The sequence below is a fragment of the Mycolicibacterium stellerae genome, from assembly GCF_003719305.1.
GTDB classification, from domain to species: Bacteria; Actinomycetota; Actinomycetes; order Mycobacteriales; family Mycobacteriaceae; genus Mycobacterium; species Mycobacterium stellerae.
Window position 1 is genome coordinate 63,625 of the sequence record NZ_RARC01000011.1, and the last position, 26,975, is coordinate 90,599.

Sequence of the window (26,975 nt, forward strand, 5' to 3'; positions counted from 1 at the left end):
CTTTAGCGGTGTCGGGCCAACCTCACACCGATCCGGTGATACCTCAGGCGAAGGTCGCAAACGTCGCCAATGTGCTCACCGGGCTGCGGTTGGTCTTGGTCCCGGTGTTCCTTATCGCGCTGTTCGCCGGTGATGGTCACGAAACACACTGGCGCATAACCGCTTTCGTAATCTTCGCCGTCGCCGTGATTACAGACCGGTTCGACGGGGCGCTGGCAAGAAGCTACGGAATCGAGACCGACTTCGGCAGGTTGGCCGATCCGATCGCCGACAAGACCCTGATCGGCGCCGCCTTGATCGGCCTTTCCATGCTCGGCGAGCTGCCGTGGTGGGTGACGGTGGTGATCCTGGTCCGCGAAATCGGCGTCACGGCGCTGCGGTTCGCGGTCTTGCGGCACGGGGTCATCCCCGCCAGCCGCGGGGGCAAGCTGAAGACGCTCGTCCAAGCCGTGGCCATCGGGCTGTTCGTACTGCCACTCTCGGGCCCGTGGCTGACCGGCGCCTGGGTGGTGATGGCGGCAGCCATCGCGCTGACCGTGCTCACCGGTGTCGATTACGTGGTGTCGGCGATCCGCGACTCTCGGGGACGAGTCGCAGGTCAGTGACACTCCTGGCGACGAATTCGCGCCAGAGTCGGCCAACCGGGAACCATCCTGGCGGTACCTGGCGTTGCTCTAGTACTGCCCAAGTGAAGGAGAGCACGATGGGGACATTGCTGCGCGAGGTCATCGGCGACGTGCTGCGTCGTGCCCGCATTGACCAGGGCCGCACTCTGCGGGAGGTATCCGACGCCGCGCGGGTGAGCCTGGGCTACCTGTCCGAGGTCGAACGTGGCCGCAAAGAGGCGTCGAGCGAACTGCTCAGCGCGATCTGCGGCGCCCTGGAGGTCCCGCTGTCGCGGGTGCTGTCCGACGCGGGCGACGAGATGGCGCAAGAGGAGATCAAGGCGTTCGCCCGGGAGTCGGCGATCGCGACCAACATCGACGCCACCACCAAAGTCGTCATCCCCCACGCCGTGTCCATGGCGGTCGCCTAACTGTTCTGATCTGCGCGAAACCGATAAGTTGGCACTAGCACTCGGAAGCAGTTTCTGACACGAAGGCGGAATGAACCCATGGCCAATCCGTTCTCCAAGGCGTGGCGCTACCTGATGGCGCTGTTCAGCTCGAAGGTCGACGAATACGCCGATCCGAAGGTGCAGATCCAGCAGGCCATCGAGGAGGCCCAGCGGCAGCACCAGGCGCTGACGCAGCAGGCGGCCCAGGTCATCGGCAACCAGCGCCAGCTGGAAATGCGGCTCAACCGCCAGCTGGCCGACATCGAGAAGCTGCAGGTCAATGTCCGCCAGGCGTTGACGCTGGCCGACCAGGCCACCTCCGCGGGGGACGCCGCGAAGGCCACCGAATACAACAACGCCGCCGAGGCGTTCGCCGCGCAGCTGGTGACCTCCGAGCAGAGCGTCGAGGACCTCAAGGCTCTGCACGATCAGGCGTTGCAGGCCGCCGGCCAGGCCAAGAAGGCCGTCGAGCAGAACGCGATGATGCTGCAACAGAAGATCGCCGAGCGCACCAAGCTGCTGAGCCAGCTCGAGCAGGCCAAGATGCAGGAACAGGTGAGCGCGTCGTTGCAGTCGATGAGTGAGATGGCCGCGCCCGGCAACACCCCAAGCCTCGACGAAGTCCGTCAGAAGATCGAACGCCGCTACGCCAACGCCATGGGGGCCGCGGAGCTTGCGCAGAACTCGGTTCAGGGCCGCATGATGGAGGTCCAGCAGGCCACTGTTCAGATGGCCGGGCACTCGCGGCTGGAGCAGATTCGCGCCTCGATGCGCGGCGATGCCCTACCGTCGGGCGGCGGTGCCACGGCGACGCCGGCCACCCCGGCGTCGACGCCAGAGGCAACCCCCGAAAAGCCGATCGGCCAGTAGTCGGATCCTGGGGTGGCAGTGAAACAGCGCTCAACATCCAGCCGGCCGGAGGCGTGGCGATCGATGGCGCAGCGGGGAATCGACACCGCCGCCGAGCTGTCCGACGTGCTGGCGCAGAAACTCAGCTCGGCGGCTGATCCGCGGGCCAAGCAACTGCGCAAGCGCAAGTGGGCGCTGCGGCTCGGGTTGTTCTTCGCGGTATCGAGCCTGATCTGGGTCGGAGTGACGGTTCTGCTCGCGTCATGGAGCACACCGGCGTGGGCGTTGTTCATCCCTGCGCCGATTGCGGTCGGTGCGGCGTTTCTCGCAACGCTGTCGTTCCTGCGCTATCGCTGGCTTCGCGGCGAGCCGCTGCCCCCGCAACGGTCGCGTGCGACCCGTCGTCTGCCACCGTGGGGTTCGGCGGCCCGGCAGCCGATGGCCGCGCTGGCAGCCTCCGAGCGCGGACTGTTCTCGCTGATCAGCGTGCTGGAGCGGGGCAAGATGCTGCCCGCAGGTGAGCTGCGTGAGTTGGTCGCCGTCGCGAATCAGTCAGCCGCGACGATGGCGGCGACCGCGGGCGAAGTGGTGTCGATGGAGCGGGCGATCGCCAACGCCCCTGGCTCGCGCGCTCACCTTTCACCGACCATCGCCGCGTTCACCGCGCAGCTCGACAACGGCGCCCGCCAGTACAACGACATGGTCACCGCGGCAGCGCAATTGGTGTCGGCCGCCAGCCATGGGGCGGTGCCGATGTCGGGCTCGCCGATGTCGCAGCAGCGCTACCGCGACGAGTTGGTCAACGCCACCGACCGGCTGACCGGCTGGGCACAGGCCTTCGACGAACTCGGCCAGCTCAAGCGCGCCTAGCTACATCGTCGGGCGCAGCGCCGGGACGACCATCCCGATGAGTCCGCGCACCGTCCCCTTCACGACGTCGAGCGTGTCGAAGTAATCCCGCCACAACGTGATTCGGCCGGCATGCACCTCGAATACCCCGCACACCCAGAACTGCATCCGCAGCGGGCCGATGATCAGCGCGTCGGTGCGCTCGGTGAGGACGGCGTTGCCCTCTGCGGCGACCCGATGGAACTTGACCTCGAAGCCGACCCGACCCTTGCCGCGGCGGAACAAGCCGCTGATGCGCTTGCGGCCGCGAACGCTGGGGTACCCGACGTTCTGCCACTCGATGTTGTCGGCCATGAGTGAGTCGGCCGCGTCGAAGTCCTCGTCCTGAAGCGCGTAAAGGAACGTTTCCACAGTGCGTGCGTTGGCCGTGGTGTCCACTGCTGATGATGCCGTCATGGTGTCAGCCTAGCGACGGGCCTGTGGCAGGGTAACCGCATGCGTGTCTCCGTCGTCGCAGGTCCTGATCCCGGACACGCCTTTCCCGCGCTGGCGCTGTGCCTGCGGTTCCTCGCCGCGGGCGACACTCCGACGCTGCTGACCGGCACACAGTGGCTGGACACCGCCAGGTCGGTCGGGGTGGATGCCGTCGAACTCGTCGGGCTTGATCCCACTGATCTCGACGACGACACCGACGCCGGGGCGAAGATCCATCAGCGCGCCGCGCGCATGGCGGTGCGCAACGTGCCGGTGCTGCGTGATCTCGCGCCCGACGTGGTGGTCTCCGACGTGATCACCGCCTGCGGCGGCCTGGCGGCGGAGCTGATGGGAATCCCGTGGATCGAACTCAATCCCGCGCCGTTGTACCGGCCGTCGAAGGGGCTGCCGCCGATCGGCAGCGGGCTGGCTCCCGGCGTCGGGATCCGCGGCCGACTGCGCGACGAGCTGTTGCGGGCGCTGACCGCACGGGCCTGGCGGGCGGGAATCCGACAGCGCTCGGCGGTGAGAGTCGAAATAGGTTTACCCGCAACCGATCCAGGTCCGCTGCGCAGGCTCGTCGCCACGCTGCCCGCGCTCGAGGTGCCGCGTCCGGACTGGCCGGCCGAGGCGGTGGTGGTGGGTCCACTGCATTTCGAACCGACAGACACCGTACTGGACATTCCGCCGGGCGACGGCCCGGTCGTCGTCGTGGCACCGTCGACGGCGACCACCGGCGCGCGCGGCCTGACCGACGTGGCGCTGCAGGCGCTGCGGCCTGGGGAGGCGCTTCCGAAGGGATCGCGGGTGGTCGTGTCGAGGCTGGGGGGCGACGATGTCGACGTGCCGCCGTGGGCCGTGGTGGGGCTGGGACGCCAGGACGAACTGCTGTCGCGCGCCGACCTGGTGATCTGCGGCGGCGGCCACGGCATGGTGTCCAAGACACTGATGGCCGGGGTGCCGATGGTCGTGGTGCCCGGCGGCGGTGACCAGTGGGAGATCGCGAATCGCCTTGTGCGGCAGGGCAGTGCGCTACTGATCAGGCCGCTGGAGGCAAAGGGGTTGGCGGCGGCGGCCACCGAGGTGCTGGCCTCGCCGAGATACGCAGAGGCCGCCAGGAGGGCCGGTGCCACCGCCGCAGACGTGGTGGATCCGGTACGGGTGTGCCACGAGGCGCTGACGCCGTCGGCGTAAGTTGGTTCGGTGCGGTTGACCGAATTCAACGAACTCGTCGATGGCCAATTCGGCCCCGTGCGCGGCCAGTCACTGCTCATCGACCATGTGCTGACCGTGTTCGGCGGCCGCACGGCCGCGCAGGCCATCGAGGACGGCGTTGACCCGCGGGAGGTCTGGCGGGCGCTCTGCGCCGACTTCGACGTCCCTCGGGAACAGTGGTGACCGGCCGGCTGCTAGTCCCCGGCCCGGTGCTTACCGCCGTCGGCCGCTCCTTTTGTGCGGCCCTCGTAGGGCGGTACGGCGGGCTTCACGTCACGCGGCGGCTCGGTGGTGAACCGGGTGTCGACTTCTGGATTCTCCGGGTCGCTGAGCGCGGGCACCGATTCATCGCCCTTGTACTGGCCCGATGGACGATCTTCGCCGCCTGAGGGCTCATCGAATCCGGTATCCCGCGTTCCGGGGGCCGGTTCTCCTGCGAAACGGTCTTGGGGGCTGCTCATGACTACTCCTCACCACCGCCGCACAGTCCGTTGGGCGACGACTCCGTCATGGACTACCCCGGATCCACTATGCAAAACGGGCCGCGTCGTTGACCAGGTCAAGGGTCCGTTTCGTGGCATCGGCAAGCGCGTCGCGCTCGGCGTCCGTGATGGACCCGCACACCCAGTCCCAATGCGCTGAGACGATGGTGCCCGGCACCGGTGCGGGCGCCAGCGACGTGCCGTCCTTGCGCCACCGAATCCGCTCCGTCGCGGCAGATCCGAGCCGAAGGGTTCCCCCGTCGTATGTCAGTGGCGACGACGTGACCACGACATGATCGTCGTCGACGGACTCGACGACGCCCCATCGGATCCTGCAGTCCTGCAGCACCCGTAGCGGAGTCGTCGGATCGCGGCCGAGGAAGCGCACCCACGGGTAGACGGCGAAGACGTGAAAGCTGTGATTGGCCAGTGCATTCCCGGCCGAGATGTCATCGAGCACGCCGGTGACCTGGCCGGTGAATGCGCTCCGCAGGCGGGTCACCAGCTCGTCGGGGTCGACCTTGTCGAGTAGCTCGCCGCCGAGCCAGTAGTTGCGCACGACATCGGTGTCGAGGGGGTCGGCGATGCCGGTCGCGTCGGCGATGGCCTGCAGATACGGCCACGCGCCGTCGAATTCCTCTGCGTGTGTAGCGAGTTGGTCACCCCCGGTGTCCGTGGGACCGCAATACCCGAGTTCGTTGGGCGGGAACGCGTAACAGGCGAACAGCTCGCGACCGGTCATTCAGCAGATCCGTGGCAGTTGTTCGCCGATCGGTAGGTCGACGACACGGGTGCCGCCGAGCGCGGTCTTCGCTGACACCATGCCAGGGTGATCGGTGACGCATTCGCCGATGACCGTCGCGCGGGCGCCCTGCGGATGTTCGCGCATCGCGGCCAGCACCCGGTCGCAGTCGTGCGCGGGAACGAACGCGAGCAGCTTGCCCTCGTTGGCCACGTAGAGCGGGTCGAGACCCAGCAGGCCGCACGCGTCGCGCACCTCCGCGGGGATCGGGAATGCCCGTTCATCGAGCGATACGCCGACCTTCGCGATTCTGGCGATCTCGTTCAGCGTCGCTGCCACCCCGCCGCGGGTCGGGTCGCGAAGCACGTGAATGTCGGCGCCGGTATCGAGCATCGCCGCAACCAACCCGTGCAGCGGCGCCGTGTCGCTGGCGATACTGGTCGCGAACTCCAGCCCTTCCCGGCAGCTCATCACGGCCACTCCGTGCACACCGATGTCTCCGCTGATGATGACCACGTCACCGGGGGCGGCCCGCTGCGGACGGATGTCGGCGCGCTCGTCGACCAGCCCTATGCCCGCCGTGTTGATGTACACACCGTCACCGTGGCCGGAGTCGACCACCTTGGTGTCGCCGGTGACCAGCTTGACACCGGCGGCCATCGCCGCTGTGCCGACTGCCTGTGCGACCCTGGCGATCTCGTCGAGGGGGGTGCCCTCCTCGAGGATGAACGCAGTAGACATCACCATCGGCCGCGCCCCCGCCATCGCCAGGTCGTTGACGGTGCCGTTGACTGCCAGGTCGCCGATCGTGCCGCCGGGAAACACCATCGGCTTGACGACGAACGAGTCGGTGGAGAACGCCAGCCGCGCACCGCCGATGTCCACCACCGCCGAATCGCCCATGCCCGCGTCGGCCGCGGGTCCGAAGGCAGGCAGGAATAGATGCTCGATGAGCTCGCCCGACATCGCCCCGCCACCGCCGTGCCCCATCACGATGTTGGGGGAATCCCGCAGCGGGGCCGGACACACCCACGCCTCCATGTCGATGGTTGCGGGCTCCTCAGGCATTCGTCACCTCGAGCCTGCGGTAGAGGTAGTACGCGGCGCATGCGCCCTCTGACGAAACCATCGTCGCGCCAAGGGGATTACGCGGCGTGCACAGTGTCCCGAACGCCTCGCACTCATGCGGCTTGATCAGACCCTGCAGTACCTCGCCGGACCGGCACACCGCTGATTCCGCTGTGTGGATATCGGTGACCGAGAACCGGTGCTCGGCGTCGAAGTCGCGGTATGCGTGCGAGAGCCGCCAGCCGCTGCTGGGGATCATGCCGATGCCGCGCCACGCCCGGTCCGTCACCTCGAAAACGTCCAGCAGCATCGCTTTCGCCGCCGGATTGCCCTCGGGCTGCACGGCCCGCGGGTACGCGTTCTCCAGCTCGTGTCGACCGGACTCCAGCTGCAACACGGTGCGGCGAATGCCCTCGAGGATGTCGAGCGGCTCGAATCCGGTCACCACGATCGGGATGTTGTACTTGTCGCAGAGCGGTGGATACTCCTCGGTGCCCATTACCGAGCACACGTGCCCCGCGGCCAGGAACGCCTGAACGCGACAGGTCGGCGACTCCATGATCGCCGAGATGGCCGGTGGCACAAGCACATGCGAAACCAGCAGCGAAAAGTTCTCGATGCCCAGCCGTTTGGCCTGGTACACGGTCATCGCGTTGGCCGGCGCGGTGGTCTCGAAACCGATGCCGAAGAACACCACCTGTTTGTCGGGGTTCTCCTTCGCGATGGTCAGCGCGTCAAGCGGTGAATACACCACCCGCACGTCGCCGCCCTGGCTCTTGACGTGGAAGAGGTCCTTCTCGCTCCCCGGCACGCGCAGCATGTCGCCGAACGAACAGAAGATCACGTCGGGCCGCCCCGCGATCTCCAACGCCTTGTCGATGATCTCCAGCGGCGTGACGCATACCGGGCACCCGGGTCCGTGGATCATCTCGATCGTGTCGGGAAGCAGTTGGTCGATGCCGTGCCGGATGATCGAATGGGTTTGGCCACCGCACACTTCCATGATCGACCAGCGCTGGCTGGTCGCGCTCCTGATCTGGTCGACGAGCTTGTGGGCAAGCGCGGGATCGCTGAATTCGTCCAGATACTTCATGACAACTCCTCGGAACTTCCGTTGGTCTTTTTGGCCGCGTTGGGGTTCGCCTTGCCTGCCTGTCTGGCGGCCAGCTCGAACCCGTCGCCGAATTCCTCTTCGAGCACGCCGAGGTGCTCGAACTCGGCCAGCGTCCGCATTGCCGACTCTTCGTCAAGCCGCTGGATCGCGAAGCCCACATGGACGACCACGTACTGGCCGACCTCGGCGTCGGGTATGTACTGCAGACAGACGTCCTTTTTGATGCCACCGAAGTCGACGGTGGACATCAGCGCCCCGTCGCGGTCCTCGATGCTGATGATTCTCCCCGGTACCGCCAGGCACATGGCGCCTCCCTTCCTAGACGGAATTCCCGACTAACAGTTGACCCAACGCGATGCCGCCGTCGTTGGGTGGTACCAACCGATGCGTGATCACCTCGAGGTCCTTCTCGCGCAGGGCCTGCAAGACCAGCCGCAGCAGCAGCACGTTTTGGAACACCCCGCCGGACAGCGCGACGGTGGGCCGTCCCGGCGTGGCGGCCACCGCAAGCTCTACCACCAACGCCGCGACCGCGTGGTGGAACCGCGCGCCGATCACGCCCCGCGGTACGCCGGAGCGGACGTCGTCCACTACCGCTGCGAGGACCGGTGCCGGGTCGATGACCGCCGGGGTCTGACCGCGGTCGACGGCGAAGGCGTAGGTGTCTGTCCCGCGGTCACGATCACGGGACATCCCTTCCAGTTCGATGGCGGCCTGGGCCTCGTATGCGACCACCTGCCGGACGCCCGCCAGTGCCGACACCGCGTCGAACAACCGGCCCATGCTTGATGTCGACGCGCAGCCGAGCCCGGTTTCGAGTTGGTGCAGCAGTATTCGGCGCTCGTCGTCGGGGCACGCGCGCACGGGTGCCAGATCGTCGTCCCAGCCAAGGCCTGCAGCCCACAGATGCGACAGCGCCATCCGGTACGGCCGAAGCACGCTGATGTCGCCGCCGGCAAGTGGAACATATTTCAGCTGGGCAAGGCGCTGAAAGCCCTTGTAATCGGCGAGCAGAACCTCGCCACCCCAGATGGCTCCGTCGGGACCGTAGCCGGTTCCGTCGAAGGCGAAGCCGAGCACTCGCTGTGACCCGTCCAGCCCGTGTTCGGCCATCACGGCGGCAATGTGCGCGTGATGATGCTGGACCGGCCGGACCGGACGGCCGCAGGCGTTGCGGTGCGCCCATGCGGTGGAGCGGTAGCCCGGATGGGCGTCCGCGACAACGATTTCGGGGACGACTCCGGTCAGCGACTCGAGCTGCCGTTCGGCGAAGTCGAACGCCGACAACGTGGCAAGGTCGTCCATATCGCCGATGTGCTGGCTGAGCCAGGCATATTTCTGGTCGGCGACCGCAAGGGTGTTCTTCAGGTCACCGCCGACGGCCAGCGTCGGTGGCACCGGCACCGGAAGCGCCACCGGCAGCGGGGCATAGCCGCGGGAGCGTCGGATGGGCAGCTGCATGCCGTCAACGACCCGTACGACCGAGTCGTCGCACGGCACCAGGATGCCGCGGTCGTGCATCAGCCAGCCGTCTGCAAGGTGTGAAAGCCGTTGGAGCGCATCGTCGTCGGTGAAGCAGATCGGTTCCCCGCCGAGATTGCCCGACGTCATCACCAGGACGGGCGGGCCCGGTTCGTCGGCTGAAAGGCCGAACAGCAGTGCGTGCAGCGGTGTGTAGGCCAGCATCACGCCCAGATCCGGATTGTGCGGTGCTACGGAGGCGGCGACGGGCGCGTCGGCCAGCCGCGGCATCAGCACGATGGGGCGCTGTGCGCCTGCAAGCAGCCGCTTCGACGTCGGGTCGACGGTCGCGATGCGGTTCGCGGTGGTCAGGTCGGGCACCATGACCGCGAACGGCTTGTCGCCGCGGCGCTTTCGGGAACGCAGCTCGGCGACCGCGCCCTCATCGCCCGCGTTGCAGGCAAGGTGGTAGCCGCCGATACCCTTGACCGCGAGGATGCCGCCGTCGCATAGCAGCTGTCGGGCGCTTCGCAGCGCCGATTCGCCGTGCTTCCAGACGTCGCCGCGGATCCGGTAGGTCAGTGTGGGTCCGCAGTTCGGGCAGCAGACCGGCTGCGCATGGAACCGCCGGTCGCCGGGATCGTGGTATTCGCCCGCACAGTCCGTGCACATGGGGAAGCCGGCCATCGTGGTGGTGGCGCGGTCGTACGGCAGCGCGGCGATGATGGTGAAGCGGGGTCCACAGTTGGTGCAGTTGACGAAGGCGTGCCGGTAGCGCCGGTTGGCCGGGTCGCGCTGTTCGGCCGCGCAGTCTTCGCACATCGCGACGTCGGGGGAGGCGAGCGTGCGGCCGCCGTCGGACCGCGACGTATCGGCGATCACGAAGCCGGTCCCGCCGGCGACAGGGATTTCCTGTGTCTCGACGGATTCGATCACCGCGAGCGGCGGGGCCCGATGGGTGAGCCCGTCCAGGAAGTCGTCGAGATCCGTTGCGTCGCCTTCGACCTCGATGACCGCGCCGGAGCTGTCGTTGCGCACCCAGCCGCTCAGTGCGTGCGCGGCGGCGCAGGTGTAGACGAACGGCCGGAAGCCGACGCCCTGCACGACGCCGCGCACGCAGACACGCAACCGGCGGCGCCCGGTCACGGGGACACCTCGGAATCCTCGCCGCTGCCCATCATCTTGAGTCCGGCCATGGCGGCGTCGGCGCCGGCCTCGTCGGTCTTCTCGACGACGAAGCCCATATGGATGATCACCCAGTCGCCCGGTGCGAATGTCTCCTCCGGCAGCATGCCGATGTTAACCTTGCGGTTCTCTCCCGCCACGTCGACGAGGGCGAGTTGGTCGCCGTAGCCGTCCAACATTCGAACGACCCGTCCCGGGATTCCGAGGCACATGGTTCAGCCGACCTTCGCCTTGTCGACGAGGCGGCCGACAACCTCTTCGATCGCCTTCACCGCGTCGGGCACGGCGGCGGCGACGGCGGCGGACAGACCCATTTCCTCCTCGACGCTGTCGACCTCACAACCGATCACGACGGTGTATGGAGCCGTTCCACCCAGGGCGGCGAGGCTGGCGAACACCGCGGCGGGATCCATCGCGTGGGCATCCAAACCTATTCCCGCCGAAAGCGTTTCATGATCGGCCTCGAAGACGTGCAGGGTGCCCGGCGCTCCCCGATCGGGAAGGGCGTCCACGAGCACCAGAGCGTCACACCCGTCGAGCAGGTCGTAGGCAAGATGCATACCGCGGATTCCATAATCCACCACCCGCACCCGCGGGCCTGCGACGTGTTCGGGCACATGCCGCATCACCTCGGGGCCGAAGCCGTCGTCGCCGAGGAAGATGTTGCCGATTCCGGCTACCAGAATCTGGGACGTGATCGCACCTCCCTACATGCGCCGCATTTTGAGGTACCGCTGCAGGTCTGGCAGCGAGCGGACGCCCAACACGACCGCACCGAGTACAACGACCCCCGCTATCACGGTGGCTGTGACACCTACTGCTTGCATGTCGTATCCCTTTCACTCAACGGTTCGATCTCATCTGGTGCGAAGTACAGGTAGCGGCCGTACCACTCGTGCAGGTCGGCGGCGGGGTCGTCCTCGATCACCACGCCGACATGTTGGTCGCCGTCGACGGTTTCGTGCACGGACGTGACCCGCGCGATCTTGTCGGCGAAGAACAGGTCCTGGGCGTCGGCCCGGCGCGACGGGTGCAACCGCACCCTGCTGCCGCGGCTCACCCGCACGCCGTTCACCAGCACGGCGTCGACATCGGGCGCCACGGCGGTGTCGGCCAACGGGTCCCACCAGTCCACACCCTCGGGGATCTCCGGGATCAGGCCTGCGGTGTCGTCGACGGCATGCGGATTACGCAGTACGCCATGCAGGTTGAGCATTGCCTCGGGGGACATGGAGTCGCAACGGTCGATGATCTGCGCGGCGAGCGGATCGGTGGCCCTGGCCGCCGCCTTCTCCTCGTCGGTCATCGTCATGATGCGCAGAGTCAGGATCTCGTCGATCTCCGTCGAGTCGTACAGCGCACCCTCGCTCTGCTCGGCTATCTCGGGGTGGTCGTACAGGATGATCGGCGACACCAGCATCAGCGCATGGTCGCCCGACGGTCCGGCCAGTACCGGGAAGCAGCGGTGGTGCCTGCACCGGGCGACCGCGTTGTCGGCCGATGCAGGTGGCTCGAGAAGCGATACGAAGTCGCCGTCGGCGATCTCGGCGACGAGGTGGGTACCGATGAGCGACAAGGCAATCGCCTCGTCTTTGTCCTCGGCAGGCATGGCGCGGTTGCGTACTGTCGTCGTCAGGCGCACGTACCCGTCGTCGCGATCCGCCGTGATCTCCAGCTCCGCGTGCAACGCTCGACGGGTGCGGACCAGCCTGCCGCCGTCGACCGTCTCGATGTCGGTGCCCGCGTCGATCTCGATGGGAAGTGTCTGCGGCAGGTCGGATTCGATGTCGATCGGCCCGAACGAGATCTCGCGTTCGACGGCTTCGTCCCAGCGCACCCAGGATTGCGATCCCGACGTCAGCTCTTCTGCCGGTTCGAATCGGCCGCCGCCCGCGTCCTTCTCGACGCCTCGGTGCTGCAGCTGCAGGAAGCGCACCACGACAGACAGCGTTGGGTTTCCGCGCGGGGCGACGATGACCTGTGCGGACAGCGAATGGTCTTCGCCGATCCCGGCGTCAGCGGCGCCATCGGGCCCGAGCACCCCGAACTGCCAGCGCGACTGGTTCTTACTCGAGTTGGCGCGATACGGATACAGCAGATAGCCCTCATAGAGCACCGCGTCGGCAATCGCACGGGCGCGACCCCAGTCGGCGGTCATCGGAGCTCCTCGGCCGAACTGGCCGCCAGCAGCGAGCTGACCGCGTCGTCGAGGGAGAGGAGCCCGCGTGCCGAACGGTAGGCGACAAGCGCGTCGACGGTGTCCTGATTCAGCCGCAGCCATCCCGTGTTCGGAAAATGCGACTGCATCAGGTCACGCCACACCGACACCGGCATCTCGAAGCGGTCCTCGCGGTCCCACGGGACCTGCTGGACCGCAAAGCCGCGCGACCCCTTCGAGAAAACCGTTCCGCTGAAGAGGAATTGCAGCGGCACAGCGCCGTCACGCAGGGCGTGCAGATATTTCGAAGCCGCCACCTCGAAGTCGTATGTGCACTCCAGAGGCAGGTTGACCTGAGTGGCGCCGGTGAATCCCTGCACCATCACACTGGTCTGCAGCCACTGGAAGTTGTGCATCGTGGTGGCCCAGCGCTCGCGCGGCCCGAACAAGTCGACGAGACCCGCGCCTTCGTCGTCGGAGTAGCCGCGCCGCATCGGCTCGATGCGGACCTGGCAACGCAACGCGATCGCGTGGATCGGATCGTCGCCGACCGCGGCAATGCCCAGTCGCGCGTTCAGAATCGGGGTGACCGCATAGGGCTCCGGTTCGACCTCGATGACGGCGAATGTGACATCTGTCATCGCTCGACGACCTTGCTTCGATCGTCGAGATGCGCGAAGAACTCGTCGATGAACTCGCGCACCTGCTGTCCGCCGTCGAACCCGTGCCACAGCATCCGCAGCCGGCCGACGAACTCGTAGCAGGCATCGATGGGCAGCAGGTAGCTCTGCGGGGTCGCGATTTCGTCTGGGCTGTCAGGGGGCACCCGCACCAGGACGGCCTCGGTGTCGTCGGAGAGCAGGTCGACGCGCGGGTCGGCTTCGCGAATATCGTTCCAGGCCGCCAGATCGAGCTCCGATTCTGTCGCCCCGGCGGGCCCGGGGTAGAACGCCACCGTCCGCTCGAGCGTCGAGTTCTTGAAGAAGAACGCCAACCCGACCGGTATCTGGAGGGTCTCCCAGTGCCTGCGGTCCAGCGCGAAGTCCGGGAATGCGAGATAGCGGTCGGGGACGGCGCGGAAGCGCAACTTGGCCTGTTCGTCGGTGAACAGCAGGTAGCACCCCCGGCAGACGCACATGAGCTGTCTGCCTTCGACATTCACCACGTGTTGATGCTCGTCGGCGATCGCCTCCGAACACATTTCGCAGCGTTCGCCTGCGGGCTGCGGCGCAGTCTTGGCGGCACGGATGCGGGCCAAAACGTCGTACGCGCTTGTCATGACGCAACCACCTCGGCGACCGCAATCGAAAGGACTCCGTCGCGTTCCAGCAGCGGTACCGGTTCGAGGTGAGTTCCTGCGCTTCCGTTTCCGTCGACGCACGCTCCCGCGTGCACGACGTCGAAATGCGCATGGCAGCGCGGACACCGCAGCACGGCGTCGTTCGCGGCCGAACCCAGCCGCCGGTGCAACGCCGCGCCGGCCAGCGACTCACCGCACGCGCCGCACCGGTCCCGGTAGGCGAAAAGCTGGTCACCGAGCCGACACGCGAGGACGGTGGAGCCCGCAACCGCAAACCCACCGACTTCGCCCGGCGCCAGGTCGGCGACGTCGGGCACCGGATGCCACCCGTGCCCCTGCGGCTGCGCGCGCACGCGGCTCAGCAGGCTGTCGGCCGGAATCATCGCGGGCTTTGCCTCCTCCTCGGCCGCCACCACCTCGATCGACGAAATCTCCGGCGCCGCAGCGCGCACCGCATCCTCGACGGCAAGCTCGAGGGTGACCGACGAGGACGGACAGCTCTTGCAGCTGCCCGCGAACTGCAGCCGGACAGTCTCGCCCTCGACCTCGAGTAGATGAACGTCGCCGCCGTGCGAGCCGAGGTAGGGCCGCACACTGTCCAGCGCATCCTCGACCCGCCGCTCGACATCGTGCGGATGCAAACCGTGCACCAGCAGCAGGCTGGCGATCAGATCATCGGCGGCGAATGCATCGGCAAGTTCGGGCTGTCCCTTGAGCGCCATCCCCATCATCCGTTCGAGGCCGGCGCCGTAGAGGTCGGCTACCTCACGGACCAACTGCTCCGCGCGTTCGTGCGCGACGGCGCCACCTGATGCACTGGCGTCGAGGAGGTTCTGTATCCGCTCGCCCGCCGTGCGCCAATGTGCGTCTTGTTCGAGGTTGTCCGGGCGATGCGGCATATGTCATTCCCCGGTGACGGATTGGGTGGGGGAGTGCAACCTCTCCAGCGTCTTGCCCTTGCCCAGATACATGTGCACACCGCAGGGCAGGCACGGGTCGAAGCTGCGCACCGTTCGCATGATGTCGATGCCCTTGAAATTCTCCCGATTGTTTTCCTCGAAGATCGGCTGGCCCTGAACCGCGTCCTCGTACGGGCCGGGTGTGCCGTAGCTGTCGCGCGGATTCGCATTCCACGGCGTCGGCGGATACGGATGGTAGTTCGCGATCTTGCCGTCGCGAATGACCATGTGGTGGCTGAGCACCCCGCGTACCGCCTCGGTGAACCCGCAGCCGATACCGTCCTTGGGTACGTCGAACTTCTCCCAGGTCTTGGTGCGACCGGCGCGGATCTCCACGAGCGCCTTCTCGGCGAAATGAAGTGCGCATGCGGCGGCATAGGCCTGGAAGTACGTCCTGGCGCGATTGCGTTCGATCGTGTTGCTGCCGTACTGCGGCACCTTCCACTCGAGCGAAACCGGGCCTTTGAGAGCGGTTTTCGGCAGGTTGATCTGCACGCTGGTGCCGGTCGCCTTGACGTAACCGATGTCGACCAGGCCGGCGAGCGCGGTGGACCACAGCCGCGCCAGCGGACCGCCGCCGGTGTCCAGCGCCAGATGGTCTGTGCCGTCGAACCAGCGGGGCGACATGACCCAGCTGTAGTTCGAATCGAAGTCGCGCTTCTGCGGACGCGGGTTGGTGTGCTGGTTCCACGGATGACGACGGTCGATCGGGTTGCCGAGCGGATCGGTCTTGACGAACATCTCCTGGTCGGTCCAGTCGTCGTAATAGCTGTGCCCCAACAGGATTCGGATGCCGAGATTGATATCGACAAGCGAGTGGGTGTGCAACTTGCCGTCGACCACCACGCCTGGCGTGACGAACATGGCGTTGCCCCACGCCTCCATGTCCTTGTATTCGAAGTTGCAGACCTCCGGGTCCTGGAACGAGCCCCAGCAGCCGAGCAGGGTGCGACGCAGCCCCACCTGGTCGTAGCCGGGCAGCGCTTCATAGAAGAAGTCGAACAGATCGTCGTGCATCGGCACGACCTTCTTCATGAACTCCACGTAGCGCATCAGCCGGGACATGTAGTCGGTCATCAACTGGATGGTGGCGGTGGTGCCGATGCCGCCCGGGTACAGCGTCGACGGGTGGACGTGGCGGCCTTCCATCAGGCAGAACATCTCTCGTGTCCACCGGCTGACCACAAGCGCCTCCCGATAGAACTCGCCCGTGAACGGGTTGAGCGCGCGCATGATGTCGGCGATCGTCCTGTACCCGTGCGCGTCCGCATTCGGGGACTGGGTGTTCTCCGCCTTGGCCAGCACGCCGGGGTTGGTTTCGGACACCATCTTCTCGCAGTAGTCCACGCCGACCAGGTTCTCTTGGAAGATGTTGTGGTCGAACATGTATTCCGCGGCCTCGCCGAGGTTGACCAGCCACTCACCGAGGTGCGGCGGCTTCACGCCATAGGCCATGTTCTGCGCGTAGCAGGAGCAGGTGGCGTGATTGTCGCCGCAGATGCCGCAGATGCGGCTGGTGATGAAGTGGGCGTCGCGCGGATCCTTGCCCTTCATGAATATCGAGTAGCCGCGGAAGATCGACGACGTGCTGTGACACTCGACGACTTCCCTGTTCTCGAAGTCGATCTTGGTGTAGATGCCGAGGCTGCCGACTATTCGCGTGATCGGATCCCACGCCATCTCGACGAGCTGGCCGGGGTCGCGCTTAACGTGGGAAGGCTCGGGAATGATCGTTGTCATCGAAATTCTCTCTTTTTAAGTGCAGTCCATTGCGTCATAGAGCTTTTCGCCATACCGGGCCATCGCCCGCGAGCGCGCCGGAGCGCCGCACCTACCAGGTGCGGGTCGCGCCGGTTTCGAGTTTCTTGCCGGGGTGGCGCCACTTCGGCTCTTTGTCGAGAGTGCGCCCGGTGATCGCACGCAGCGGACGGATCAACGACCCGTACAGTCCCGACGCGGTCGACGAGAGCGTCCCGCCTGGCGGCTCGTCCATGAACGGCATGAACTTGTCCGGGAAACCGGGCATCGTGCAGCCGATGCAGATTCCGCCCACGTTCGGGCAGCCGCCGATGCCGTTGATCCATCCCCGCTTGGGCACGTTGCACTTAACGACGGGGCCCCAACAGCCCAGTTTCACAATGCATTTCGGCGATCCGTACTCGGTGGCGAAGTCGCCCTGCTCGTAGTAGCCCGCCCGGTCGCAGCCTTCGTGCACGGTCGCGCCGAACAGCCACTTCGGCCGTAGCGCATCGTCGAGCGGAATCATCGGCGCCTGCTCGGTGGCCATGTAGAGCAGATAGGTCAGCGTCTCGGCCATGTTGTCGGGATGGGCCGGGCAGCCCGGCACGCAGACGATCGGGATGCCGGCCTTGCTCTTCCAGTCCCACCCGAGATAGTCGGGAACCCCCATCGCTCCGGTCGGATTGCCTGCCATTGCGTGTATGCCGCCATAGGTTGCGCATGTTCCGACGGCGACGATCGCGGTGGCCTTCGGCGCGAGCCGGTCCAGCCATTCGCTCGTCGTCATCGGCTGCCCGGTTGCGGGGTCGTTGCCGAATCCGCACCAGTAACCTTCGTCGTGGAGCTGCTCGTTGGGAATGGACCCCTCGACCACCAAAACGAACGGATCCAACTCTCCGCGCTCGGCCTTGAAGAACCATGCGAGGAAGTCGTCGGCACCCCCGTTTGGTCCGCATTCGAAATCGATAAGGGGCCAGTGCACGGCGATCTTCGGCAGGCCGGGGAGGGCGCCGAGCGCGATCTCCTCGATACTGGGTTGCGTGGCGGCAGTCAGCGCCACAGAATCGCCGTCACAACTCAAGCCCGCATTGATCCAGAGAACGTGAATCAGTGCTTCTTCCGCTTTGACTGCTGCCTCAGTTGGCATGTGTCACAGCTTTCCGGGACCCGGGCTGGGGGCCCCAAATCGTCCGACGGACGTGTCGTGCCCGCGCCTACGAGCACTACGTTCTGGGTTTACTCCGGCGGATTTGTCTTGTCAACGGAATCTGGTGACATACATATGTTTGCCGTTGCGCGTCCCTGCGAACCGATCCACTCGTACCATGCCTGCACACCCTCACCGGTGGTCGCGGACAACGACAAGATATTTACGGCGGGGTTAACCGACCGGGCGTAGCCTGCACACTTCTCGAGATCGAAGTCGACGTACGGCAACAGGTCGATCTTGTTGATGATGACGAGCCCGGCCGCGGCGAACATGTGCGGATACTTGAGCGGCTTGTCGGCGCCCTCCGTCACGGAGATGACCACCACTTTGCTGCGCTCGCCCAAATCGAAGAGCGCCGGGCAGACCAGATTGCCGACGTTCTCGATGAACAGCACCGACCCGGATTCCGGTTCGAGCGCGTGCAGGGCGCGGTGCACCATGTCGGCGTCGAGGTGGCAGCCTGCGCCGGTGTTGACCTGGACGGCCCGCGCGCCCGCCGCGCGGATTCGTTCGGCGTCGAGCAATGTCTCCTGGTCGCCTTCGATGACCGTGACCGGCCGGTCGACCGCCAACTCGCGGATGGTGCGCTCGAGCAGGGTCGTCTTGCCCGCGCCCGGTGAACTGGTGACGTTGAGCGCGAGGACGCCGCGCTCGGCGAGCCAGCGCCGGTTCTGCTCGGCGAGCAGATCGTTCTTCTCGAGGACCTTCTGCTCGAGCGTGATCGTCTCGGTGTTGGTGTGCGGGTGGGTGTGGCCGCCGTCGTGGTGGTCGTGATCGTGATTGTGTTGGTGGCCTGCAACGGTGATGACGGCGCCGTCGGCGCCACAGCCGCATGTCGCACACATGGTCAGCTCACTTCCATCGAGAGGATCCGCAGGTCGCGGCCGGCCAGCACTTCGACATCGGCACTCCCGCATGGGCACAGCAGGATCAGGTCGTGTAACTCGAACTGTCGCTGGCAGGTGCGGCAGTGTGCCGCACCCGGTTGCATGTCGACATCGAGGTGGGCCCCGTCGGCCACCGTGCCCTGGGTGACCAGCTCGAAGCAGAACTGCATGGAATCGGGGACCACCGCGCACAACTCGCCGACCTCGAGCTTCACGCTGTGCACGCGTCGCCCCGCGGCATGCTCACACACCGCGTCGACAACACTCTGCGTGATCGCCATCTCGTGCATGTCTGTCCGCTCTGTCGAGCCCGTGACCCCACGATAGGCCGATTTTCCGTCGACCCGTCAGTGATCGGCGTGTCAGCTTGAATCGAACAGGTGTTCGTCTACTGTGGGCGACAGCGGAAACGACGACTTGTCGGTACCTACCTCTAACGTCACGGCCAACCCGATCGAAAAACGATCACCACGAGGATGGAGACCCACCCATGGCGCAGGCCCCTGATCGCGAGAAAGCCCTCGAACTGGCCCTCGCTCAGATTGAGAAAAACCACGGTAAAGGCTCGGTGATGCGGCTCGGTGACGAGGTGCGCCAGCCGATCTCCGTCATCCCGACCGGTTCGATCGCGCTGGACGTGGCGCTCGGCATCGGCGGTCTGCCACGGGGCCGGGTGGTCGAGATCTACGGTCCGGAATCCTCGGGTAAGACCACCGTCGCGCTTCACGCGGTGGCCAATGCCCAGGCGGCCGGCGGCATCGCGGCGTTCATCGACGCCGAGCACGCGCTGGATCCGGAGTACGCCAAGAAGCTCGGCGTCGACACCGACTCGCTGCTCGTTTCCCAGCCCGACACCGGTGAACAGGCGCTGGAGATCGCCGACATGCTGATCCGGTCCGGCGCGCTGGACATCCTGGTCATCGACTCGGTGGCCGCATTGGTGCCGCGTGCCGAGATCGAGGGCGAGATGGGCGACAGCCACGTCGGCCTGCAGGCCCGGTTGATGAGCCAGGCACTACGCAAGATCACTGGCGCGTTGAGCAATTCGGGTACTACCGCGATCTTCATCAACCAGCTTCGGGAGAAGATCGGCGTGATGTTCGGGTGTTTCAACTACAGCACCCGGGTTCAACTGGCGGACGGCACCACCGAGAAGATCGGCAAGATCGTCAACCAGAAGATGGACGTCGAAGTGCTGTCCTACGACCCGGACACCGACCGTGTCGTGCCACGTAAGGTGGTGAACTGGTTCAACAACGGTCCTGCCGAGCAATTCCTGCAATTCACAGTTGAGAAGTCAGGTGGCAACGGCAAGTCGCAGTTCGCCGCGACGCCGAATCACCTCATCCGCACACCCGGCGGCTGGACGGAAGCGGGCGAACTCATCATTGGCGATCGGGTGATGGCCGCCGAACCGCATCGACTCAGCGATCAGCAGTTCCAGGTTGTGCTCGGTTCCTTGATGGGTGACGGAAACCTGTCGCCCAACCGGCGGGATCGCAACGGCGTCCGATTCCGGATGGGCCATGGCGCCAAGCAGGTCGACTATCTGGAATGGAAGACCGCGTTGATGAGCAACATCAAGCATTGCGCGTATGAAAACGCCAAGGGCGCAAAACTTGTCGACTTCACCCCGCTGCCGGAACTAGCCGAGTTGCAACGAGCGGTCTACCTCGGTGACGGCAAGAAGTTCCTATCTAATGAGTACTTGAAGGCACTTACTCCACTGGCATTGGCGATCTGGTACATGGACGATGGATCGTTCAGCGTCCGATCTAAAGGCCTGCAACAGCGCACCTTGGGTGGCAGTGGACGCATCGAGATCTGCGTGGAGGCCATGAGCGAGGGATCGCGAGAGCGAGTGCGCGACTACTTGCGCGACACCCAGGGTCTGGATGTGCGGTTGCGCCAGTCAGGTACGGCTGGAAAATCAGTACTGGTGTTCTCGACCAGTTCCTCAGCGAAATTCCAGGAGATGGTTGCGCAGTACATGGCGCCGTCAATGGATTACAAGCTGCTGCCGCGGTTCCGGGGCCAGGGGTCGGTTACACCCCAGTTCGTTGAGCCCACCCAGCGTTTGGTGCCGGCACGGGTGCTCGACGTTCACGTCAAGCCTCACACCCGGTCGATGAATCGATTCGATATCGAAGTCGAGGGTAACCACAACTATTTCGTCGATGGCGTGATGGTGCATAACAGCCCCGAAACAACAACGGGCGGAAAGGCTTTGAAGTTCTACGCGTCGGTTCGCCTTGATGTCAGGCGAATCGAGACCCTGAAGGACGGCACCGACGCGGTCGGCAACCGCACCCGCTGCAAGGTCGTCAAGAACAAAGTGTCGCCGCCGTTCAAGCAGGCCGAGTTCGACATCCTCTACGGCAAGGGCATCAGCAAGGAGGGTTCGCTCATCGACATGGGTGTCGAGCAGGGCTTCATCCGCAAGTCCGGTTCCTGGTTCACCTACGAAGGCGAGCAGCTGGGCCAGGGCAAGGAAAACGCCCGCACCTTCCTGATCGAGAACGTCGACATCGCCAACGAGATCGAAAAGAAGATCAAGGAAAAGCTTGGCATTGGCGCCGTGGTGACCGATGACGAAGTCCTGCCAGCCCCCGTTGACTTCTAAGTCAGCTGAACTCTCCCGCGAGGAGCAGGCGCGGGCGCTTTGCCTGCGCCTGCTCACCGCGAGGGCACGCACCCGTGCCGAGTTGGCCGGCCAGCTCACCAAGCGCGGCTATCCCGAGGATGTCAGCACCCACGTGCTCGACCGGTTGGCAAATGTTGGCCTGATCGACGACGCCGACTTCGCCGAGCAGTGGGTGCGGTCGCGTCGGATGAACGCCGGAAAAGGGAAGCGCGCCTTGGCCGCCGAGCTCCGCACCAAGGGTGTCGACAACGAGGTGATCACCGCCGCGCTTGCCGACATCGACGCAGGCGCAGAGCGCGAACGCGCCGAGCAACTGGTGCGCGACAAACTGCGTCGTGAACGGCTCGACGGTGACGATGACCAGAAGGTGATGCGCAGGCTGGTTGGCATGCTGGCCCGCCGCGGCTACCACCAGTCGATGGCGCTGGATGTGGTCACGGTGGAACTCGCCAACGAGCGGGAGCGCAGGGCCGTATAGCCCCGCTCTATAGGGAAACACCCGATATTTTTCCGCACAGCAGCCGGATACGGTCTTCCCAGCTCTTTAACTGCAACGAGGGGAAGCCCATGCATCTGCTACGTGACCGAAGGCTGCCGATGATCGCCACAGCTGCCGCTGCCCTGGCCGCCGGACTCCTCCAGTCGTCACCGGTGGCCAACGCGCTACCGCCGTTCCCACTGGCGCCGCTCAACTGCAGCGACTACATCTATCCGAGCTCGGCGTTCGAGTTCACGCAGGACAACAACATCCTCACCGCGTTCAACAACAACGGCAATCGGTTCGACGGCAGCGGCGCCAGCTACATCCAAACCAATGGCGCGGGCGGTGACACCAGGGGAACCTCGACCGGGGTGCGTAATGGACGCGACATCACCATCGACGTCCAGTGGGCCAACGGCTTCAGCAGCCACGTCGTAGGAAGAATCGACGATGACCTCATCGCCCGCGGCACCATCACGAACAACCAAGGCGTAACCAACTCGTGGACCGGACTAGACAAATTCAAGTGCGTCCCGCCTCCGGCGGAACAGCCGAAGCCGGTGGACAATCCGAAGCCGGTCGAGAACAAGCCTGCTGAACTGACGGCAACGGTGACCCAGCAGTCCACGGTCTACGACGCCGCCGAAGGCACGGAATATAAGGATGGGGACGGCATCGACGTGTTTCTCGACCCGGGACCAGTGAAGCTCGTCGAACCCTGCAGCGACCAATGGTGCCACGTCTTCACCAACAAGGTTCCCGGGGGACAGGGCTGGATCTATCGGATCGGCTTCGTAACAGTGCCGTAGTCGGTCGACAGGCTGATCGATCGCCACTGCTCCTGGTCGCTGGCTGTGCGTTCGAGTTTGGCGGCCACATCGCTGACGGCATTGGCTCCCAGCTGAATTCGCTCGGGAAGCTCGTCGTAGCCTGCGAGGTCGACGATGACCTTGGCCGCCTTCACCGGGTCACCGTCCTGGCCATAGTTCGTGTCGGTCGCCCAACTGCGCGCCGCGCCTGCGGTGGCCGCGTAGTCGTCGACCTGTGTCTGCACCACCGAAAGGCTGCTGCCGTCAAGGAAATTCGTACGGAACGGTCCCGGCTCGATCGCCACCGACTTGATGCCAAGCGGCGCCAACTCGTGGGTCATGGCCTCTGATAGCGCCTCCACCGCGAACTTGGTGGCGGCATACACGCCCCAACCTGGCCATGCGACGAACCCGCCCACCGAGGAGAGGTTCACCACCAGGCCCGACCGCGCGGCGCGCATATGCGGCAGGACCGCTCTGGTGACCGCCAGCAGACCGAACACATTGACGTCGAAGATCGCGCGAGCCTCCGCGTCGGAGGTCTCCTCGACCGCGCCAACCAGGCCGCGGCCCGCGTTGTTGACCAACACATCGATACGGCCGAACCTCTCGATCGCAGCGTCCACGGCGGCACTGATCTGCGCGGGCACGCTGACGTCGAGTCCGACGGCGAGCAATCGGTCGCCGCCGTCGGGGAATGCGTCCAGTACGGGTTGCGGGCTGCGGGCGGTCGCGACCACGCTGTCACCGCGCGAAAGCGCCTCCCTGGTGATCTCGAGTCCGAAGCCGCGGGATGCGCCGGTGATGAACCACACTGTCATGTCGAATCCTTTCGAAGCTCTGATGTCTTACACAACGCTGTTCGTGGGGTCTTCGACTCCAGAAATCCGGTCCAGCTGGACCTAGGTCTGTGAGAACCAGGTTGGGGCCCTCGGCCGGGATGCGGGGGCGATAATGGCCTGCGTGACGACCCGCGAGGACGAGCTGTCTGAATTCTTGAAGTCGCGACGGGCGCGGCTGACGCCCGCCGACGTCGGCTTGGCGGTCGCACGCAACGGACGTCGCGTCGCAGGCCTGCGACGCGAGGAACTGGCCCAGTTGGCAGGCGTCAGCCCCGACTATTACGCCCGGCTCGAACAGGGCCGGGCCACCAATGTCTCCGAACAGGTGCTCGACGCGGTCGCAAGGGCGCTGCGCCTTGACGAGCTCGAGCGGCGCCACCTGTCGGACCTGGTCAAACCTGCGACGACGGCGACGGCAGATGGCCCCATCCGGGTGCGGCCCGCATTGCGCGCGATCATCGACGCGTTGGATCCGACTCCGGCAGTCCTGCACGGTCCGCGGATGGAGGTGCTCGCCATCAACCGGGCGGCCGCCCTGCTCATCTGCGACTTCGACGCGATGCCCGAACCCGAACGCAACATGGTGCGGTGGATGTTCTCCGACCCGAGGGCGCGGCAGGTCTATCCGGACTGGCCGGACATCGCCGCGCAATTGGTCGCAATTCTGCGGGTAGCCGGTGGGAAGAACACCGCCGACGGACCTCTGGCCGAGCTCGTCGGCGAACTGTCAAGCGCGTCGCCGGACTTCGCCCGCTTCTGGTCAGACCGTGACCTGTTCCAGCACACCCACGGGCCCAAAAGGTTTCGCCACGAGGTGACCGGCACCTTCACGCTCAACTACGAAACTTTGCACCTGCCCGCTGATCCCGGATTGTCGCTGATCCTCTACAGCGCCGACCCCGGGTCTCCGTCGGAGGCCAAGCTGCGCGCACTCGTCGGCAGCTAGCATTCAGTAGGTGTGGGACTGGTCGCCCAGCGCGGCGAGTTTCACTTTCGCGCCCGGCGCGCCTTCCTGTTCGATCGATTCGGGATCCAACGGTGTCGGCGCCCGCCGGGATCGCCTCATTCGCCGTTCCAGCCACACGGCGAACCACGACAGGGCGAAGTTCACCGCGATCATCAGGGCCGCGACCACGATCAGGGCGGGAATGTAGTTGCTGTACGCAGCACCGATGTTGGTGCCCTGCCTGACCGTCTCCAGGAACGTGATCTGGTAGCCGATCGCGGTGTCCTTCAGCACCACCACCATCTGCGAGATGAGCACCGGCAGCATCGACGTGATGGCCTGCGGCAGCAGAATGGTCCGCATGGTCTGACCCCAGGTCAGGCCAAGCGCGAAGGAAGCCTCCGACTGGCCGCGGGGGAGCGCGTTGACACCTGCCCGCACGATCTCGGCGATGACGGCACCGTTGTAGAACGTGAGGCCGGCGATCACGCCTGCGAGCGCGAGTTGCTTCCCGGGGAAAAAGTCGTAGAGCGCGAAAAGGCCGAACGCGAACAGCATCATCACCAGCACCGGTACGGCGCGGAAGAACTCGACGAATACAGCGCACGGCCAGCGGATCAGGCCGTGCGAGGACATCCGGCCAATGCCCAACACGAAGCCGAGCAGCAGGGCCAGCACGATCGACACCGCGGCCGCCGCGAGGGTGCCCTGGACGCCGGGCAGGATGTAGGTCTTCCACAGGTTGGCGGTCAGGAACGGTTCCCACTTCGCCGCGGTGAGCTGACCCTTCGAGTTCAGCTTCGTGTACACCACCCAGGCGATCAGCAGCAGGACCGCCAGGGTGATGCCGGAGATCACCCGGTTGCGGACCCTGGCCCTCGGACCTGGGGCATCGAAGAGAACCGACGACCCGGTCATGATGTTCCGTTCTTCGTGCAAACGCTCATCACCGCGCCACCGCCAATCGCTTACCGAGCCAACCGAAGAAAAGGCCGAGCGGCAGGGTGAGTACGACGAACCCGAGTGCGAAGATGGCGCCGACGGTGATCAGGGCGGCGGTGTTCTCGATCATCTCCTTCATCAGCAGCGCAGCTTCGGCGACGCCGATCGCCGATGCGATCGTGGTGTTCTTCGTCAGCGCGATCAACACCGATCCGAGCGGAATGAGGACCGCGCGGAATGCCTGTGGCAGCAGGATTATTCGGAGGTTTTGGCTGAACGTCAGCCCCAACGACCTGGCGGCCTCGGCCTGCCCCAACGGAACGGTGTTGACCCCGGATCGCACCGTTTCACAGACGAACGACGCGGTGTAGACCGTCAATCCGAGTACCGCCAACCGAAAGTTGCTGTCCTCGATGGACGTTGGCGAATTGGAGTCGACGAACGTGATACCCAGCGTCTGCGCCAGGCCAAACGAGCAGAAGAGGATGATCAGCGTCAGCGGGGTATTGCGCACCACGTTGACGTAGGTCGTGCCGATCCAGTTGAGCATCGGCACCGGTGCCAGCCGCATCGCGGCCAGCACCGTACCGAGGATCAGCGCGCCGACCGCCGAGAAGATCGTCAGCTGGACCGTCGTCCAGAACGCCTCGAGGATCTGGCCGACGGTGTATCCGGGTAGGACCTCCACGTTTGGCTTGTCAGCTGTTCTGCGATCAGCAGGCGGCGGGCGTCGGTGGCGCGGGTGCCGCGATACCGGCGGGACCCAGGTTCTTGTCCCACGCCGCCTTCCATGCGCCGTCGGACTCCATCTTCTTGAGCGCGTCGGTGACTTTGGTGCACAACTCGGTGTCGTCCTTCTTCAGGCCGATGCCGTAGTTCTCCTCCGAGAACGGCTTGCCGACGATCTTGAACGCGCCGGGGGTCTGCGCGGCGTAGCCGGCGAGGATCACCTCGTCGGTGGTCACCGCATCGACGGCGCCGTTCTTCAATGCCTCGACGCACGCCGAGTAGGTGTCGTACTGCTGCAGCTGAACACCGGGGTACTTGTCCTTGATGCGCTGGGCAGGCGTCGAACCCGACACCGAGCACAGCTTCTTGTTGTTCTGCAGGGACTCCGCGCCGGTGATGTCCGTGTTGTCCGCCTTCACCAGCAGGCTCTGCCCGGTGACCAGATACGGGCCCGCGAAGCTGACCTTCTCCTTCCGGGCGTCGGTGATCGAATACGTGGCGGCGATGAACTTCACCTGGTCGTTCTGGATCAGCGTTTCCCGCTGACCCGAAGGCGATTCTTTCCACTCGATCTGCTCGGGGGTGTAGCCGAGCTCCTTGGCGACATAGGTCGCCACGTCGACGTCGAAGCCGCTCATCTTGCCGTCGGGATTCTTCAGGCCGAGACCGGGCTGGTCGAACTTGGTGCCGATGACGATGCTGTTCTCGTCACCACCACCACCGCCACCGCATGCAGTGACCGCGAAAGGCAGTGCGATCGCCAGCGCGACCGCACCCGCTACGCGCAATGAGAAGGACGACATTTTCAATTCCTTTCGCCGGGGCGTTGGTG

32 protein-coding genes are annotated in these 26,975 nt (G+C 65.5%); 10 read left to right on the forward strand and 22 right to left on the reverse strand.

Annotated features, from left to right (window positions below; genetic code table 11):
* Positions 1-8 precede the first annotated feature (8 nt).
* From pgsA to pspM, 4 genes are all read left to right on the forward strand, one after another.
* Positions 9-605, forward strand: coding sequence for a CDP-diacylglycerol--glycerol-3-phosphate 3-phosphatidyltransferase (gene pgsA / locus D6M19_RS15730; RefSeq protein ID WP_123026164.1), 597 nt, complete (start codon positions 9-11; stop codon positions 603-605).
* Positions 606-703: 98 nt separating this feature from the next.
* Positions 704-1,036 carry a transcriptional regulator ClgR gene (gene clgR / locus D6M19_RS15735; RefSeq protein ID WP_123026288.1) on the forward strand — a complete coding sequence of 111 codons (333 nt, stop codon included), beginning with the start codon at positions 704-706 and terminating at the stop codon, positions 1,034-1,036.
* A gap of 78 nt (positions 1,037-1,114) precedes the next feature.
* Positions 1,115-1,927 (forward strand): phage shock protein PspA, encoded by an 813-nt coding sequence (gene pspA, locus D6M19_RS15740; protein WP_123026165.1) that lies wholly within the window; start codon positions 1,115-1,117, stop codon positions 1,925-1,927.
* Between the two features lie 63 nt (positions 1,928-1,990).
* The gene (gene pspM / locus D6M19_RS15745) at positions 1,991-2,776 is read left to right on the forward strand and encodes a phage shock envelope stress response protein PspM (RefSeq protein ID WP_123026289.1); all 786 of its coding nucleotides are present in this window, start codon (positions 1,991-1,993) and stop codon (positions 2,774-2,776) included.
* On the opposite strand, the gene D6M19_RS15750 is transcribed toward pspM, so the two are convergent.
* Positions 2,777-3,211, reverse strand: coding sequence for a limonene-1,2-epoxide hydrolase family protein (locus D6M19_RS15750; protein ID WP_123026166.1), 435 nt, complete (start codon positions 3,209-3,211; stop codon positions 2,777-2,779).
* 39 nt (positions 3,212-3,250) lie between these two features.
* Here D6M19_RS15750 and D6M19_RS15755 point away from each other — a divergent pair, with 39 nt between their 5' ends.
* Positions 3,251-4,423: a glycosyltransferase gene (locus tag D6M19_RS15755; RefSeq protein WP_123026167.1), complete on the forward strand. Its 1,173-nt coding sequence runs from the start codon at positions 3,251-3,253 to the stop codon at positions 4,421-4,423.
* 9 nt (positions 4,424-4,432) lie between these two features.
* On the forward strand, positions 4,433-4,627 hold the full coding sequence (locus D6M19_RS15760) for a DUF3046 domain-containing protein (protein ID WP_123026168.1): 195 nt from the start codon (positions 4,433-4,435) through the stop codon (positions 4,625-4,627).
* An 11-nt stretch (positions 4,628-4,638) separates the two neighbouring features.
* Here the strand turns inward: D6M19_RS15760 and D6M19_RS15765 are convergent, their stop codons facing one another.
* The 17 genes from D6M19_RS15765 to hypA all read right to left on the reverse strand — a co-directional run bounded on the left by D6M19_RS15765 (position 4,639) and on the right by hypA (position 19,040).
* Entirely contained in the window at positions 4,639-4,905 is a 267-nt protein-coding gene (locus D6M19_RS15765; RefSeq protein ID WP_123026169.1) for a hypothetical protein, read from the reverse strand.
* 67 nt (positions 4,906-4,972) lie between these two features.
* Positions 4,973-5,668: a DUF6390 family protein gene (locus D6M19_RS15770; protein ID WP_123026170.1), complete on the reverse strand. Its 696-nt coding sequence runs from the start codon at positions 5,666-5,668 to the stop codon at positions 4,973-4,975.
* Entirely contained in the window at positions 5,669-6,736 is a 1,068-nt protein-coding gene (gene hypE, locus D6M19_RS15775) for a hydrogenase expression/formation protein HypE (protein ID WP_123026171.1), read from the reverse strand.
* Positions 6,729-7,829: a hydrogenase formation protein HypD gene (gene hypD, locus D6M19_RS15780; RefSeq protein WP_123026172.1), complete on the reverse strand. Its 1,101-nt coding sequence runs from the start codon at positions 7,827-7,829 to the stop codon at positions 6,729-6,731. Before hypD ends, hypE begins: the two co-directional genes overlap by 8 nt.
* Entirely contained in the window at positions 7,826-8,155 is a 330-nt protein-coding gene (locus D6M19_RS15785) for a HypC/HybG/HupF family hydrogenase formation chaperone (protein WP_123026173.1), read from the reverse strand. Before D6M19_RS15785 ends, hypD begins: the two co-directional genes overlap by 4 nt.
* 13 nt (positions 8,156-8,168) lie before the next feature.
* Positions 8,169-10,457, reverse strand: coding sequence for a carbamoyltransferase HypF (gene hypF, locus D6M19_RS15790; RefSeq protein ID WP_123026174.1), 2,289 nt, complete (start codon positions 10,455-10,457; stop codon positions 8,169-8,171).
* Positions 10,454-10,708 carry a HypC/HybG/HupF family hydrogenase formation chaperone gene (locus D6M19_RS15795; protein WP_123026175.1) on the reverse strand — a complete coding sequence of 85 codons (255 nt, stop codon included), beginning with the start codon at positions 10,706-10,708 and terminating at the stop codon, positions 10,454-10,456. Before D6M19_RS15795 ends, hypF begins: the two co-directional genes overlap by 4 nt.
* A 3-nt stretch (positions 10,709-10,711) precedes the next feature.
* On the reverse strand, positions 10,712-11,194 hold the full coding sequence (locus tag D6M19_RS15800; RefSeq protein WP_123026176.1) for a hydrogenase maturation protease: 483 nt from the start codon (positions 11,192-11,194) through the stop codon (positions 10,712-10,714).
* Between the two features lie 9 nt (positions 11,195-11,203).
* Positions 11,204-11,323: a DUF6893 family small protein gene (locus tag D6M19_RS35275; RefSeq protein ID WP_407665350.1), complete on the reverse strand. Its 120-nt coding sequence runs from the start codon at positions 11,321-11,323 to the stop codon at positions 11,204-11,206.
* Positions 11,311-12,654, reverse strand: coding sequence for a hypothetical protein (locus D6M19_RS15805; RefSeq protein ID WP_123026177.1), 1,344 nt, complete (start codon positions 12,652-12,654; stop codon positions 11,311-11,313). Before D6M19_RS15805 ends, D6M19_RS35275 begins: the two co-directional genes overlap by 13 nt.
* Positions 12,651-13,295, reverse strand: coding sequence for a DUF6084 family protein (locus tag D6M19_RS15810; RefSeq protein ID WP_123026178.1), 645 nt, complete (start codon positions 13,293-13,295; stop codon positions 12,651-12,653). The genes D6M19_RS15805 and D6M19_RS15810 overlap by 4 nt, the downstream gene beginning before the upstream one ends.
* Complete coding sequence (locus D6M19_RS15815; protein ID WP_123026179.1) at positions 13,292-13,933, reverse strand: DUF5947 family protein; 642 nt, start codon at positions 13,931-13,933, stop codon at positions 13,292-13,294. Before D6M19_RS15815 ends, D6M19_RS15810 begins: the two co-directional genes overlap by 4 nt.
* Positions 13,930-14,853, reverse strand: a complete 924-nt coding sequence (locus D6M19_RS15820) for a NifU family protein (RefSeq protein ID WP_123026180.1) — start codon at positions 14,851-14,853, stop codon at positions 13,930-13,932. The genes D6M19_RS15815 and D6M19_RS15820 overlap by 4 nt, the downstream gene beginning before the upstream one ends.
* Before the next feature lie 3 nt (positions 14,854-14,856).
* A complete protein-coding gene (locus D6M19_RS15825; protein ID WP_123026181.1) occupies positions 14,857-16,653 on the reverse strand; it encodes a nickel-dependent hydrogenase large subunit in 1,797 nt (598 codons plus the stop codon).
* Positions 16,654-16,744: 91 nt separating this feature from the next.
* Entirely contained in the window at positions 16,745-17,800 is a 1,056-nt protein-coding gene (locus D6M19_RS15830) for an NADH-quinone oxidoreductase subunit B family protein (RefSeq protein WP_123026182.1), read from the reverse strand.
* An 89-nt stretch (positions 17,801-17,889) separates the two neighbouring features.
* Complete coding sequence (gene hypB / locus D6M19_RS15835) at positions 17,890-18,708, reverse strand: hydrogenase nickel incorporation protein HypB (RefSeq protein ID WP_123026183.1); 819 nt, start codon at positions 18,706-18,708, stop codon at positions 17,890-17,892.
* Positions 18,709-18,710: 2 nt separating this feature from the next.
* Positions 18,711-19,040 carry a hydrogenase maturation nickel metallochaperone HypA gene (gene hypA, locus D6M19_RS15840; RefSeq protein ID WP_123026184.1) on the reverse strand — a complete coding sequence of 110 codons (330 nt, stop codon included), beginning with the start codon at positions 19,038-19,040 and terminating at the stop codon, positions 18,711-18,713.
* Between the two features lie 200 nt (positions 19,041-19,240).
* On the opposite strand from hypA, the gene recA reads away from it, so the two are divergent.
* The 3 genes from recA (at position 19,241) to D6M19_RS15855 (ending at position 22,684) form a co-directional block, all read left to right on the forward strand.
* Complete coding sequence (gene recA, locus D6M19_RS15845; RefSeq protein WP_123026185.1) at positions 19,241-21,373, forward strand: intein-containing recombinase RecA; 2,133 nt, start codon at positions 19,241-19,243, stop codon at positions 21,371-21,373.
* Positions 21,339-21,872, forward strand: a complete 534-nt coding sequence (gene recX / locus D6M19_RS15850) for a recombination regulator RecX (protein ID WP_123026186.1) — start codon at positions 21,339-21,341, stop codon at positions 21,870-21,872. Before recA ends, recX begins: the two co-directional genes overlap by 35 nt.
* 89 nt (positions 21,873-21,961) lie before the next feature.
* Entirely contained in the window at positions 21,962-22,684 is a 723-nt protein-coding gene (locus D6M19_RS15855) for a hypothetical protein (protein ID WP_123026187.1), read from the forward strand.
* Here the strand turns inward: D6M19_RS15855 and D6M19_RS15860 are convergent.
* Positions 22,654-23,505 (reverse strand): oxidoreductase, encoded by an 852-nt coding sequence (locus D6M19_RS15860; protein WP_123026188.1) that lies wholly within the window; start codon positions 23,503-23,505, stop codon positions 22,654-22,656. The genes D6M19_RS15855 and D6M19_RS15860 overlap by 31 nt on opposite strands.
* A gap of 142 nt (positions 23,506-23,647) precedes the next feature.
* On the opposite strand from D6M19_RS15860, the gene D6M19_RS15865 reads away from it, so the two are divergent.
* Positions 23,648-24,472 carry a helix-turn-helix transcriptional regulator gene (locus D6M19_RS15865; RefSeq protein ID WP_234834882.1) on the forward strand — a complete coding sequence of 275 codons (825 nt, stop codon included), beginning with the start codon at positions 23,648-23,650 and terminating at the stop codon, positions 24,470-24,472.
* Positions 24,473-24,475: 3 nt separating this feature from the next.
* On the opposite strand, the gene D6M19_RS15870 is transcribed toward D6M19_RS15865, so the two are convergent.
* From D6M19_RS15870 to D6M19_RS15880, 3 genes are read right to left on the reverse strand one after another with little or no spacing between them, the layout of a single operon-like run.
* Positions 24,476-25,390, reverse strand: a complete 915-nt coding sequence (locus D6M19_RS15870) for an amino acid ABC transporter permease (RefSeq protein ID WP_123026290.1) — start codon at positions 25,388-25,390, stop codon at positions 24,476-24,478.
* 28 nt (positions 25,391-25,418) lie between these two features.
* Entirely contained in the window at positions 25,419-26,102 is a 684-nt protein-coding gene (locus D6M19_RS15875) for an amino acid ABC transporter permease (protein ID WP_123026190.1), read from the reverse strand.
* Positions 26,103-26,127: 25 nt separating this feature from the next.
* Positions 26,128-26,946, reverse strand: coding sequence for a glutamate ABC transporter substrate-binding protein (locus D6M19_RS15880; protein ID WP_123026191.1), 819 nt, complete (start codon positions 26,944-26,946; stop codon positions 26,128-26,130).
* Between the last annotated feature and the right edge of the window lie 29 nt (positions 26,947-26,975).

Bases quoted from the DNA above. Each gene is read 5' to 3' on its own strand.
- D6M19_RS15820 (WP_123026180.1), bottom strand. From the start codon at position 14,853: ATGCCGCATCGCCCGGACAACCTCGAACAAGACGCACATTGGCGCACG.
- D6M19_RS15770 (WP_123026170.1), bottom strand. From the start codon at position 5,668: ATGACCGGTCGCGAGCTGTTCGCCTGTTACGCGTTCCCGCCCAACGAA.
- D6M19_RS15825 (WP_123026181.1), bottom strand. From the start codon at position 16,653: ATGACAACGATCATTCCCGAGCCTTCCCACGTTAAGCGCGACCCCGGC.
- D6M19_RS15855 (WP_123026187.1), top strand. From the start codon at position 21,962: ATGCATCTGCTACGTGACCGAAGGCTGCCGATGATCGCCACAGCTGCC.
- D6M19_RS15880 (WP_123026191.1), bottom strand. From the start codon at position 26,946: ATGTCGTCCTTCTCATTGCGCGTAGCGGGTGCGGTCGCGCTGGCGATC.
- D6M19_RS15795 (WP_123026175.1), bottom strand. From the start codon at position 10,708: ATGTGCCTCGGAATCCCGGGACGGGTCGTTCGAATGTTGGACGGCTAC.
- D6M19_RS15755 (WP_123026167.1), top strand. From the start codon at position 3,251: ATGCGTGTCTCCGTCGTCGCAGGTCCTGATCCCGGACACGCCTTTCCC.
- D6M19_RS15830 (WP_123026182.1), bottom strand. From the start codon at position 17,800: ATGCCAACTGAGGCAGCAGTCAAAGCGGAAGAAGCACTGATTCACGTT.
- pspA (WP_123026165.1), top strand. From the start codon at position 1,115: ATGGCCAATCCGTTCTCCAAGGCGTGGCGCTACCTGATGGCGCTGTTC.
- hypD (WP_123026172.1), bottom strand. From the start codon at position 7,829: ATGAAGTATCTGGACGAATTCAGCGATCCCGCGCTTGCCCACAAGCTC.
- hypE (WP_123026171.1), bottom strand. From the start codon at position 6,736: ATGCCTGAGGAGCCCGCAACCATCGACATGGAGGCGTGGGTGTGTCCG.
- D6M19_RS15815 (WP_123026179.1), bottom strand. From the start codon at position 13,933: ATGACAAGCGCGTACGACGTTTTGGCCCGCATCCGTGCCGCCAAGACT.
- recX (WP_123026186.1), top strand. From the start codon at position 21,339: ATGACGAAGTCCTGCCAGCCCCCGTTGACTTCTAAGTCAGCTGAACTC.
- D6M19_RS15765 (WP_123026169.1), bottom strand. From the start codon at position 4,905: ATGAGCAGCCCCCAAGACCGTTTCGCAGGAGAACCGGCCCCCGGAACG.
- D6M19_RS15810 (WP_123026178.1), bottom strand. From the start codon at position 13,295: ATGACAGATGTCACATTCGCCGTCATCGAGGTCGAACCGGAGCCCTAT.
- D6M19_RS15870 (WP_123026290.1), bottom strand. From the start codon at position 25,390: ATGACCGGGTCGTCGGTTCTCTTCGATGCCCCAGGTCCGAGGGCCAGG.
- D6M19_RS15750 (WP_123026166.1), bottom strand. From the start codon at position 3,211: ATGACGGCATCATCAGCAGTGGACACCACGGCCAACGCACGCACTGTG.
- D6M19_RS15805 (WP_123026177.1), bottom strand. From the start codon at position 12,654: ATGACCGCCGACTGGGGTCGCGCCCGTGCGATTGCCGACGCGGTGCTC.
- clgR (WP_123026288.1), top strand. From the start codon at position 704: ATGGGGACATTGCTGCGCGAGGTCATCGGCGACGTGCTGCGTCGTGCC.
- D6M19_RS35275 (WP_407665350.1), bottom strand. From the start codon at position 11,323: ATGCAAGCAGTAGGTGTCACAGCCACCGTGATAGCGGGGGTCGTTGTA.
- hypB (WP_123026183.1), bottom strand. From the start codon at position 18,708: ATGTGTGCGACATGCGGCTGTGGCGCCGACGGCGCCGTCATCACCGTT.
- D6M19_RS15785 (WP_123026173.1), bottom strand. From the start codon at position 8,155: ATGTGCCTGGCGGTACCGGGGAGAATCATCAGCATCGAGGACCGCGAC.
- pspM (WP_123026289.1), top strand. From the start codon at position 1,991: ATGGCGCAGCGGGGAATCGACACCGCCGCCGAGCTGTCCGACGTGCTG.
- hypA (WP_123026184.1), bottom strand. From the start codon at position 19,040: ATGCACGAGATGGCGATCACGCAGAGTGTTGTCGACGCGGTGTGTGAG.
- recA (WP_123026185.1), top strand. From the start codon at position 19,241: ATGGCGCAGGCCCCTGATCGCGAGAAAGCCCTCGAACTGGCCCTCGCT.
- D6M19_RS15860 (WP_123026188.1), bottom strand. From the start codon at position 23,505: ATGACAGTGTGGTTCATCACCGGCGCATCCCGCGGCTTCGGACTCGAG.